This window comes from Dyadobacter sp., assembly GCF_051859145.1.
GTDB lineage: Bacteria > Bacteroidota > Bacteroidia > Cytophagales > Spirosomataceae > Dyadobacter.
In genome coordinates, this window is sequence record NZ_JBHYGF010000076.1 from 960 (window position 1) to 12,061 (window position 11,102).

An 11,102-nucleotide genomic window follows, 5' to 3' on the forward strand; every position below is an offset into this window, starting at 1 on the left:
CGTGGCAAACGCAGAAAGAAACACAGGAGCGCATCGCACTGTACAATCAATGGATGCCGCATTTTCACGCCGACTTCCACGAAATGGGGCCTTCGAGGAGCTACTACTTCCCTCCTGCTGCAAAACCTTTTCACAAAGACATTACAGCCTGGCAGAGACAGTTTAACGACCTGATCGGCGAGTACTGCCGCAAATATTTTGACAAAAACAACTGGGCATATTTTACCAAATACAACTACGATCTCTTTTATCCGAGCTACGGAGATACCTGGCCGACCGTTAACGGCGCTGTGGGCGTTACTTACGAGCAAGGCGGCGGCGGCAGGGCTGGGCTAGGTATAGAGCGCAAGGAAGAGCACGATACGCTGACATTGAAAAGCCGCATTTCGCATCACTATGCAACTACGCTGGCCACGCTCGAAGCAGTTTTGTCACAAAAAGAAAAAATCGTTACCGAGTTTATCAAATACCACGATAATGCGGCAAAAGCACCTGCTGGTAACTTTAAGACTTACGTTATCAAAACAAAGGGACGCGAAGAGCGCATCAGGTATTTCAGTGACTGGCTGGGCAAGCAAGGTATCTCTTATGGAATTGCGGGAAAATCTGCCACCTTAAAGGGAACTGAGCTGAGCAATTCTGTTGACGAGTCTGTGAAAATCGAAAATAACGATTTGCTGATCAGCGCATTTCAGCCAAAATCGAATCTGCTTCGGGTACTTTTTGAACCTAAGCCGGTACTGGAAGATTCGGTTACCTACGACGTGACGAGCTGGGGCTTGTCTTATATTTTTGGTTTGAAAGCTTATGGGTTGAAAGAAAAACTTGTTCCCGCAACCTATCAACCTGAAAAAACAGAGAATGCGATCCCCGGTTTTCCTGTGTATGCTTATGTAGCTAAATGGTCGGAGCTTGGCGATGCAGTTTTCCTCGCTGAGCTACTCAAAAATGGTTTTTTGGTAAAAACCTCTAACATTCCATTTGAAATAGAGAAGCAGGCATTTGAGGCAGGTACACTGATCATCACGAAAAAAGGAAACGAGCGTACCGATTTTGATAGAATCGTAACCTCGCTTGCCACGAAGCACTTTGTTAAGCTTATTCCTGTCAAAACCGGGATGGTAACCTCAGGTGCGGATTTTGGCGACGACCATGTTGCTTCCATTAACGCGCCGAAGGTTGTGGCTGTAAGCGGAGAAGGTATTTCTGCTACATCGTTTGGTGCAGTCTGGCATTATTTCGAGCAACAGATCAAATATCCGGTTACCATTGTGAATGCGACCCGACTTTCTTCGCTACCATGGAGTGAAATTGACGTACTGATTTTGCCGGATGGAAGATATGGGGATATACTTGGAGAGAAGCAGCTGGAAGCATTGCAAAGCTGGATAAAGAATGGCGGAAAACTGATCGCGATGGAAGGTGCCACAGATGCCTTCCTGAACAAGTCAGGATTTAACCTCAGCAAGAAATTTTCAGAAAAGAAAAAAGACGCAGACTTCTTCAAAAAATACGGTGATCAGGAGCGTGAGGATGCAAGTGATTCGTCGCCGGGCAGTATGTTCCAGCTCACGATGGACGAAACTCACCCACTCTCATTTGGCTGTTCAAAAGAATACACTACACTCGTAAGGGATGCCTACGAACGCGAGTACCTGAAAGATGGCTGGAATGTAGGATACCTGACCGAAACGAGCTATAAAGCGGGCTTTGTAGGAAACAAAATGAGCGGCAAGCTTAAAAATACATTGATCCTGGGTGTACAGGAAATAGGACGCGGCCAGGTAATCTACATGATGGACGACCCCATCTTCCGCGCCATGCTCTACAATGGAAAGATACTGTTTAGCAATGCGGTTTTCAGGTAATTTTGAATGATTGAATGACTGAATGACTGAATATGTTAGTTAGTGACTATCGAAGAGCGAATTTTAAAGATTGTACTCTTACCGCTTGACTTACTGTTTGAACGCATTTATTTCCTCCACATCTTCAAACATATAATTCAACAACTCAAAATTCATTCACTAACTCACTAACTCACAATTCATTCAATCATTCATTCATTCAATCATTCAATCATTGAACCAAGCCACCGCCATCTCATAACCCCTCAGCCCCAGCCCGCAGATCATTCCTTTGCATCTTGATGTGAGATAGCTGTGGTGACGGAAGGATTCTCTTGCGTGGATGTTGGAAATATGAACTTCGATGGCCGGGGTTGTTACTGACGATAATGCGTCTGCTAATGCTACCGAAGTATGCGTCAATCCGCCTGCGTTGATGATGATACCGTCGAATGTAAAGCCGACTTCGTGTATTTTGTCGATGAGCGCGCCTTCGTGATTGGACTGGAAGTAATGCAGCTCTACGCCAGGGAATGTGCCTTTTAGTGTTTCAAAATAATCCTCAAATGACTGGCTGCCGTAAATCGTAGGTTCACGTTTGCCCAAAAGATTTAGATTGGGACCATTCAGGATCAAGATCTTTTTCATTGATTCGCGCAGATTAAATTTTCTTTTTGCTATGTGGCAAAGCTACATTAAACATTTCAAAAACTACCTGCGGCTGGAACGTGCGCTCTCGGGCAATTCGGTGGATGCTTATGTCCGTGATGTGGAGAAGCTGGAAGAGTTTGTGACCCTCGCCGGGATCAACCTTGCTCCCGGTAAAATAGAGGACGCGCACCTGACCGCTTTTTTGAAATACCTCGCCGAACTTGGACTAGTTGCGCATTCGCAAGCCAGAATGCTGTCAGGTATCAAAGCTTTTTTCAAATACCTGGTGCTCGAAAACGAAATAACCGACGATCCGACGGAGCTGCTGGAATCTCCCCGTTTGCCACGCAAATTGCCAGATGTACTTTCTTATGAAGAGATAGAATCCATGCTCGCCGCGATTGACCATTCAACTCCCGAAGGCACCAGAAATCGCGCGATCATTGAAGTATTATACAGCTCCGGGCTTCGGGTATCTGAACTGACGGGCTTGCTGCTCACGCATTGCTACTTTGATATCGGCTTTCTGCGGATTTTAGGGAAAGGGGATAAGGTGAGGCTGGTACCTATTGGAAAAGAGGCAATTAAGTACACGCAGATTTACCTCGAACATGTACGTAATGAAATAGCACCCGATAAAGATAGTGGCGACATTGTTTTCCTGAACCGGAGGGGCGGACAGCTTTCACGGGTAATGATTTTTTTGATGATCAAAGACATTGCCGAAAAAGCCGGTATCCAGAAGAATGTAAGTCCGCATACTTTCCGCCATTCATTTGCCACCCATTTGATCGAAGGAGGCGCAAGCTTGCGGGCGGTGCAGGAAATGCTCGGTCACGAGTCCATTACTACCACCGAGATTTACACGCATTTGGACAGGGATTATCTCAAACAGATCGTAAAGGAATTCCATCCCCGGGGCTGAGTGCTACTCCACTTCCTCCAGAAGCGAATCGAGTTTGAGCGAGTCGGAGTCAGCAGCTGCGCCTGGTAATGCGCGGTTTAGTTGCTTGGGCTTGTTCCAGGGAGCTGTGGTGCGGCTCGACATATCGTAGGATATGTAGGCAAACAATGCTACGAATGCGATGAATACGATGATGAAAATGCGCCGGTTTCTATTTGATTTTTCCATTTACCCGATTCCCCCGACCTGTTTTGGTGTTTTGTACAAAATCAAATCGCCCGTTTTGGCTGATATCTCTTCCCATTTCTGGTCTTTGAACTCGATAAAAGCAATTCCTGATTTCTTCATTGAGCCGATATTTGAACCCGAAAGGTACTCGGCAAAGTAGGTGATATCTGGGTTATGGCCGAACATTATCAGGGTTGAAAAATCCTCGGAAACCGCGTTCACCGCGGTGAGATAGGCTCTCGGTCCGCCGTCGTAGATATCGGCGCGTGAATTAATGGAAGCCACATTGACCCCCAGCTGCTTTGCAAAAATCTCCGCTGTTTTAAATGCCCGGGAAGCCGGGCTCGAAATGAAAATACCCGGCCTTACATTTGAGTCAGCCAGCCATTTTCCCATTACCTCCGCTTCGGCGAGGCCTTTATTATTCAGGTTACGGTCAAAATCACGTATTCTGAAAGTCTGGTCCTCAGCAGTGGCGTGACGGACTAAAATGAGGGTCTTCTTCATCTCCATTGTTTTTCCAAAAATACAGAATCGGGGTTTGTAATACTTGCGGGGCACGCTTAAAAGTTTTACCTGAGCTTATAAACCACTTAAAATAGCGTTCGACCATTTGACAATATTTCTCCCGCATCGCCACACATTTACTGCATATTTTTGTTCCTTACGTATCTTTAAATGAAAACTTCATACCACTAATATAAAATGCTGCAGTTCTTTAAGTACGTGCTCGCCACATTCGTGGGCATTATCCTCTTTTTCTTCTTGTCTTTCGCAATTCTGGTCGGCATAGGATCTATGTTTTCGTCTGATGAAGAAGTGGTTATCAATGACAAATCAGTCCTAAAACTCGATTTGAATCAGCCAATCCAGGAAGTGGGCGTTGATAATCCCTTTTCTGATTTTGGCGGAATGTTCAGCGGGAACAATGATGTGGTGGGTTTGAAAGACATTCTGGAAGCTTTGAAAAACGCGCAGGCAGATGACAAGATCAAAGGGATATATCTGAAAACAGACAGTCCGGAAGCAGGCTGGGCTACATTGGAAGAAATCAGGCACCAATTGACAGAGTTTAAAAAATCAAAGAAATTCATCGTTACCTATGCTGAATCTTACTCTGAAAAAGGATACTACCTCGCTTCTGTTGCCGATAAAATCTACCTAAACCCGGTAGGCGGCATTGAATGGAATGGACTCTCTGTGGAATACAGCTTTTTCAAAGGCACTTTCGACAAGCTGGACGTCAAGCCGCTGGTTTTTAGAGTGGGTGAATTCAAAAGCGCAATTGAAATGTTCACCCGCTCGGATATGAGCGAAGCGAGCAAAAAGCAATCGTCCGAGCTCATTACCGCCATTAATGGCAACTTTCTAAAAAATATCTCTGCATCGCGGGGAATTCCTGTTCCGCAACTGCAAAACCTGGCTGACTCACTTGGCGTAGAAAATCCGAAAGCCGCATTGAACAACAAATTCATCACCAACCTGGGTTATCAGGATGAGCTGGAATCTTACCTCAAAAAGGAGCTGAAAGTTGACGAGAAGAAGAATATCTCTTACGTGGGCGTAGGCAAATACCTGAAAGGGCCGACCAAAGTAAAAGAAGGCGATTTCAACAAGCGTATTGGTGTATTGGTAGCCGAGGGCGAAATTACCAGCGGCGACGGAGGTGATGATAATATCGGATCCGACAAGTTTGTAAAAGAACTAAAAGAAATCCGCGAAAACGATAAGATCCAAGCTGTTGTGATCAGGATCAATTCCCCGGGCGGCAGTGCACTTGCATCCGATATTATGTGGCGCGAAATCCAGCTTACTGCCAAGAAGAAGCCTGTTATTGCTTCCATGTCAGATGTGGCTGCTTCTGGTGGATATTACATGGCAATGGGCTGTGATACCATTGTTGCCCAGCCAAATACGATCACCGGCTCAATCGGGATCTTTGGGCTCGTGTTTAATGTAACCGATTTCATGAACAATAAGCTGGGTATTACTTTCGATGGCGTAGGCACAAGTCCGCACGCGGATTGGCCGACAGCAACGCGCGAAATGACTGAATTTGAGAAATCAATGATCCAGAAGAGTGTTAATGAGGGTTACGAAACTTTCACAAGAAAAGCAGCCCAGGGTCGCAGAATGTCTGTGGAAAAATTGAAAAGCCTCGCTCAGGGCCGGGTTTGGTCGGGCGTGGAAGCAAAGCAAAACGGTCTGGTTGACGTACTTGGCGGAGTTAATGATGCAGTGAAAATAGCCGCCAAAGCGGCTAAACTTTCAGAAGGAGATTACCGCGTGCGTTACTATCCTGAAAAGAAAAAACCTTTTGACGAGTTTCTTAATAAAATGATAGGAGACGAAGAAGAGAAAGTAACTGCAAAAAACCTGGGGGAACTGGCGCCTTACGTAAAGATGTATAAGAAGCTGATGAATATGGGCGGAATGCAGGCCAGGATGCCGTTTGAGTTGGTTATTAAATAGACTCGCAAAGTATAAAATGTCCCTTGTGCACATAGCACAAGGGACATTTTTTATGCTTATCAGGATACTACCTTTCCTGTATCTTCATCAAGTTCCTGCCTGACAATCAGTACGGCATGATGATTTGGCGTGATTCCGACGCCATCCAGCCGGGCGTATACTTTGGTAAACTCGGCGCCGAAATAGAGGATAATAGACGAATAATAAATCCAGGTAAGCAGGATTACAATGGAAGCAGAGGTACCGTAAGCCGCCCCCAGATCCGACTTACCCAGGTAAAAGCTGATCACGAATTTACCGATCAGGAAGAGGATAGCAGTAAATCCCGCCCCTACCATGCATTCTTTCCATCGCAATTCACCGTCCGGGAGAACCTTGAAGATGACGGTAAACAGAGATGTTATGATGGTAAGTACCAATGCCAGGTTAACGATGTAGAAAAGTACTACGGAAGCTTCCGAAAAATAGCGTTCAAGCCGGTTGCTCAAAAGATCAACCAGCGCACTCGCGCCTAGTGACACCACAAGCAAGAAGCCCAGGGTAAGTATCATAGAGAATGAAATCAGCCTGTTTTTCAGGTACTGCAGCCACCCTTTCTTAGGCTTGGATTTGATCGACCAGATGTAGTTAATGGAGTCCTGCATTTCGGCAAAAACCCCGGTCGCACCGATGAGCAGCGTGACGATCCCGATTCCTGCCGCCATTCCCGACTTATTGGAGAGCTCCGCATTTTTCAGGATTTCCTGCAACTGTTCCGCAGCACTCGCGCCGACCAGTCCGCTGATCTGACCAAAAAGCTCGCCTTGAATGGCATCTTTACCGAAAAAAATACTGAAAATCGATATGATCACAAGCAGCATCGGCGCCAGTGAAAATATGGTATAGTACGATAGCGCTGCACTCAATTTGAGCCCGCTATCGTTCATAAACTCGCCAAAACTTTCTTTGATGATAGAGAAATACAGTTTGATATTTTTCATGGAATAGTGTTTCTGTACTGTTAAGTTGAAAACAGGTCAGAAATATCTATGCCAACATGAAGATCAGGAACCGGATTTTACCTAATCATAACAGCAAGCCGGCCAATGTCGCCGACATGTAAGAAGCCAGCGTACCGCATATCAATGCTTTGAAGCCCAGCCGCGCAAGGTCAGCGCGCCGCGTGGGGGCGAGCTCGCCAATTCCTCCTACCTGAATGGCGATGGAGCTAAAATTCGCAAAGCCGCACAATGCAAAACTTGTGATAACGATTGTTTTCTGGTCAAGGGTATCTTTCACCTTCACCAGGTCAAGATAGGCTACAAATTCATTGATTACCATTTTAGTACCCATCAATGAGCCCGCGGTTTCAATGTCTTTCGCAGGCACTCCCATTGCCCACGCGAAAACTGAGAATACTTTTCCTAGAAGGAAGTTGAAGCTGAGTTGCGGAAATGAGAAAAGTCCGCCTATGTAGCCCAGCAGATAATCCAGCAATGCAACCAGCGCGATAAAACCGATCAGCATTGCAATCACATTGAACCCTACTTTCAAGCCTTCACTAGCGCCGCCTGCAATTGCATCCAGCAAATTGGCGTGCGTTTTCTGGATTTCCAGTTTTACAGCACCTTTTGAATCAGACTGCAGTGTTTCGGGAAAAACGATTTTGGAAATAACTAATGCACCGGGGGCCGCCATCAAACTTGCAGCGATCAGGTAAGGCGCGGGTACTCCCAAAGAAATATAGACCGCCATTACCCCACCGGCAATGCAAGCAAAGCTACCTGTCATCGAAGCCATCAACTCCGAATTGGTCATATTTTTCAGGTAAGGCTTGATCATGATCTGCGCCTCAACCTGTCCAACAAATGTACTTGCTACATTGGAAAGCGCTTCTACCCCGCTCACGCCCATCAGCCAGTATACACCTCTTGCAATAAATGATACCACCCGTTGCATAATCCCCAAATGATAGAGCATATTCACGAGCACAGCGACGAAAATGATGGTAGGGATAATCTTGAAGAAGAAAACGAAATCGTTACCAGGCCCGAATGCGCGCTGCATAAGATCCGGCCTTACCAATGTGCTAAAAACAAAATCAGCTCCCTTGTCTGAAAACGAAAGGAGCTTCTGTACTTTTTCACCTAACCACTGAAAGACTGCCTGACCAATATCCGTTCGGAGGATGAAGACTGCCAGACCGAACTGCAACGCAAGACCCACGCCAACGGTACGGTAATTAATTGCTTTTCTGTTGTTTGACATTGCGAGTGCAATGCCGAGGATCAGCACAATACCGAGCAGTCCTGTAAATCTTTCCATAAATATTCCGTCGTCACTTTTTAGCCAAAGGTGCAAAAATAACAACAAAATATCGGTATGTGCTACGCCGGATTAAATATCAGGACTCAGCGCAATTATTTAGCAGTTTCGTCTGATTTCTTGGAGGGTAAGATACTGTCTGCGTGGCGGTGAACAATTTTCCATTCGCCATTTTCCTTCCGGAAAACGACGGTCACCTGTAAATCCCTGGATTTTCCGGCAGCAGGTTTGTAATGTTCCTTTTGTATTAGATAGGCTTGTAAATCACCTTCGTCACTGGCTATTTTTTCGAAAGTATAACTGATATCAGAAGAGACTGGCTTCTTCGTGGAGTCGAGACTGGCCGAAATTGCATTCCAACCTTTGAGTTCAGCATTTTTGTTGTCTCCGAAAAATGTTACATCATCACTTTGTTGCCACAATGATTTAAAAAGCTCGGGATTACCATTTGCCATTTCAAGATTTGCCTGCTGCATTTTAGTTACCGCAGCTTCAAATGTATTTTGTTCCGCAGGTTTTGCGGGAACCATATTTCTTAAACGATCAGGCAAAAATGGCTGGCTGTTTTCTCTTGCCTTGGTTCTGTATTTAAATGAAGATGCAAGCAGAATCAGAAGAATGAATACTGAAATATTTCTTTTCATGGCTAATAAACTATTTACTACTTCAATTAGACAAATATCTACTGGAAAATATTGAGAAAATAGAGTATAAATACCTGTTTATTGCTCGATGCTCTATTTTAGATACGCGTATAGTGATAAAAAAGTATATTTTTCCCAAATAAAAAAAGGGATGTGAATCAATTCACATCCCTTGAAAATACCTGATTCTAAACAAATTAATATCCCAAAACCGGGGACAGCCATTTTTCTGTGTCTTCCACAGACATTTCTTTTCTGCGGGCGTAATCCTCAACCTGGTCTTTGAATATTTTTCCAACCGGGAAATACCTGCTTTCAGGGTGTGAAAAATACCAGCCGCTTACGCTGCTTGCAGGATACATAGCGAAACTTTCCGTCAGCTTAATGCCGATTTCCTCTGCTTTTAACAGATCAAAAAGCATTCTTTTCTCGGTATGATCCGGGCAGGCAGGATAGCCCGGCGCGGGACGGATACCTCTATACGCTTCTTTGATCAGCTCTTCATTGGACAGGCTTTCACTTTTATCATAACCCCACAATTCCTTTCTTACCTTTTCGTGCATCAGCTCCGCAAGCGCCTCAACCAGTCTGTCCGCAAGCGCCTTGATCATGATACTGTTGTAATCGTCGTGGTCTTTTTCATATTTCTCAATCAGCGGCTCAATGCCGATTCCCGCAGTCACTGCAAACCCTCCGATATAATCCTGGTGGCCGCTTTCCAAGGGCGCTACGAAGTCTGACAGGCAATAGTTGGGCAGATTGGAAGCTTTCTGACTTTGCTGGCGTAAATGATGCAAAACCGCCGCGGTATCTGCTACCAGCTCTCCTGCATTCAGATTTTCTTCCGCATGCTGGCTGATCCGGTATTCAATGTGATTGTGCGAACCGTGACGCTCACACGGAACTTCACGTGTTTCTTCTTCGAAACTATGCAGCACGATATCATCCTGAATGGAATTTGCCGGCCAGAAACCTATTACTGCTTTCGCTTTGAGCGTTTTATCACGAATGATTTCACCCAGCAGAACAGCAGCATCTTCGTATAACTTCATTGCCTCCTGTCCTACCACCTTGTCTTCGAATATCTTAGGATACTTCCCGTGCAGCTGCCAGGTTTGGAAGAATGGTGTCCAGTCAATGTATTTTGCAATATCCGACAGATCATAATCATCATAAACGCGGGTTCCGAGGAACTGCGGCTTCGTTGCTGTGAATTCGCTCCAATTGATCTTCGCTTTGTTCTCACGCGCTTTTTCAATGCTGATATGCGCTTTTTCACCGCCTCTTTTGGCGTGATCATCGCGCAGTTTTGCATACTCTAACTTAATATCCGCGAGTACATCTGCCTGGCTTTTCTCACTCTGGATCAATTTGCCGGCCACCGGTACCGAACGCGAAGCATCGAGTACGTGAATAACCGGACCGGAATAATTCGGGTCGATTTTTACTGCTGTGTGAATGCGTGAAGTAGTCGCCCCGCCAATCAGAAGCGGCGTTTTCAGCTTTCTGCGCTCCATTTCTTTTGCTACACCTACCATTTCATCCAGGGAAGGCGTAATCAGTCCCGACAACCCGATGATATCCACATTGTGCTCTTCTGCGGCCGCCAGGATCTTGTCGGTGGGTACCATTACGCCGAGGTCGATGATTTCGTAATTATTACAACCGAGCACCACACCTACAATGTTTTTACCAATATCGTGCACGTCGCCTTTTACGGTAGCAAGCAGGATTTTACCCGCCGAGCTTCCTCCCTCACTTTTTTCAGCTTCAATAAAAGGTTGCAGATAAGCCACAGCTTTTTTCATCACCCTAGCCGATTTTACAACCTGCGGCAGAAACATTTTTCCCTCGCCGAAAAGATCTCCCACAATGCTCATTCCGTCCATCAAAGGTCCCTCAATCACCTCCAAAGGCCGGCTGTACAAGTGGCGGCATTCTTCAATATCTTCATCTATATAGTCAGAGATCCCTTTTACCAGTGCGTGGGAGATCCGCTCCTTGATCGGCAGCTGTCGCCAGCTCAAATCCGGGCCGCGTTGCGATTTTCCT

General features: G+C 45.7%; 10 protein-coding genes. 3 read left to right on the forward strand and 7 right to left on the reverse strand.

Annotated features, from left to right (window positions below):
• Positions 1-1,868, forward strand: a 1,868-nt coding sequence (locus tag ACTIE6_RS05905) for a zinc carboxypeptidase (RefSeq protein WP_439555748.1), incomplete at its 5' end; no start/stop codon positions are given.
• 207 nt (positions 1,869-2,075) lie between these two features.
• Here the strand turns inward: ACTIE6_RS05905 and aroQ are convergent.
• Positions 2,076-2,495 carry a type II 3-dehydroquinate dehydratase gene (aroQ, locus tag ACTIE6_RS05910; protein WP_439555749.1) on the reverse strand — a complete coding sequence of 140 codons (420 nt, stop codon included), beginning with the start codon at positions 2,493-2,495 and terminating at the stop codon, positions 2,076-2,078.
• 31 nt (positions 2,496-2,526) lie between these two features.
• Here aroQ and xerD point away from each other — a divergent pair, with 31 nt between their 5' ends.
• Positions 2,527-3,423: a site-specific tyrosine recombinase XerD gene (gene xerD / locus ACTIE6_RS05915; RefSeq protein WP_439555750.1), complete on the forward strand. Its 897-nt coding sequence runs from the start codon at positions 2,527-2,529 to the stop codon at positions 3,421-3,423.
• A gap of 3 nt (positions 3,424-3,426) precedes the next feature.
• Here the strand turns inward: xerD and ACTIE6_RS05920 are convergent, their stop codons facing one another.
• Together ACTIE6_RS05920 and ACTIE6_RS05925 are read right to left on the reverse strand one after the other, a co-directional pair.
• Positions 3,427-3,630 carry a hypothetical protein gene (locus ACTIE6_RS05920; protein ID WP_439555751.1) on the reverse strand — a complete coding sequence of 68 codons (204 nt, stop codon included), beginning with the start codon at positions 3,628-3,630 and terminating at the stop codon, positions 3,427-3,429.
• Positions 3,631-4,137, reverse strand: a complete 507-nt coding sequence (locus ACTIE6_RS05925) for a SixA phosphatase family protein (RefSeq protein ID WP_439555752.1) — start codon at positions 4,135-4,137, stop codon at positions 3,631-3,633.
• A gap of 198 nt (positions 4,138-4,335) precedes the next feature.
• On the opposite strand from ACTIE6_RS05925, the gene sppA reads away from it, so the two are divergent.
• A complete protein-coding gene (gene sppA / locus ACTIE6_RS05930; protein WP_439555753.1) occupies positions 4,336-6,102 on the forward strand; it encodes a signal peptide peptidase SppA in 1,767 nt (588 codons plus the stop codon).
• Between the two features lie 59 nt (positions 6,103-6,161).
• On the opposite strand, the gene ACTIE6_RS05935 is transcribed toward sppA, so the two are convergent.
• The 4 genes from ACTIE6_RS05935 to ACTIE6_RS05950 form a co-directional block, all read right to left on the reverse strand.
• Positions 6,162-7,082, reverse strand: coding sequence for a YihY/virulence factor BrkB family protein (locus ACTIE6_RS05935; protein ID WP_439555754.1), 921 nt, complete (start codon positions 7,080-7,082; stop codon positions 6,162-6,164).
• Positions 7,083-7,167: 85 nt separating this feature from the next.
• Positions 7,168-8,406, reverse strand: a complete 1,239-nt coding sequence (locus ACTIE6_RS05940) for a NupC/NupG family nucleoside CNT transporter (RefSeq protein ID WP_439555755.1) — start codon at positions 8,404-8,406, stop codon at positions 7,168-7,170.
• A 95-nt stretch (positions 8,407-8,501) separates the two neighbouring features.
• Positions 8,502-9,050, reverse strand: coding sequence for a YybH family protein (locus tag ACTIE6_RS05945; RefSeq protein WP_439555756.1), 549 nt, complete (start codon positions 9,048-9,050; stop codon positions 8,502-8,504).
• 197 nt (positions 9,051-9,247) lie between these two features.
• A partial coding sequence (locus ACTIE6_RS05950; protein ID WP_439555757.1) for a vitamin B12 dependent-methionine synthase activation domain-containing protein occupies positions 9,248-11,102 on the reverse strand: 1,855 nt, incomplete at its 5' end.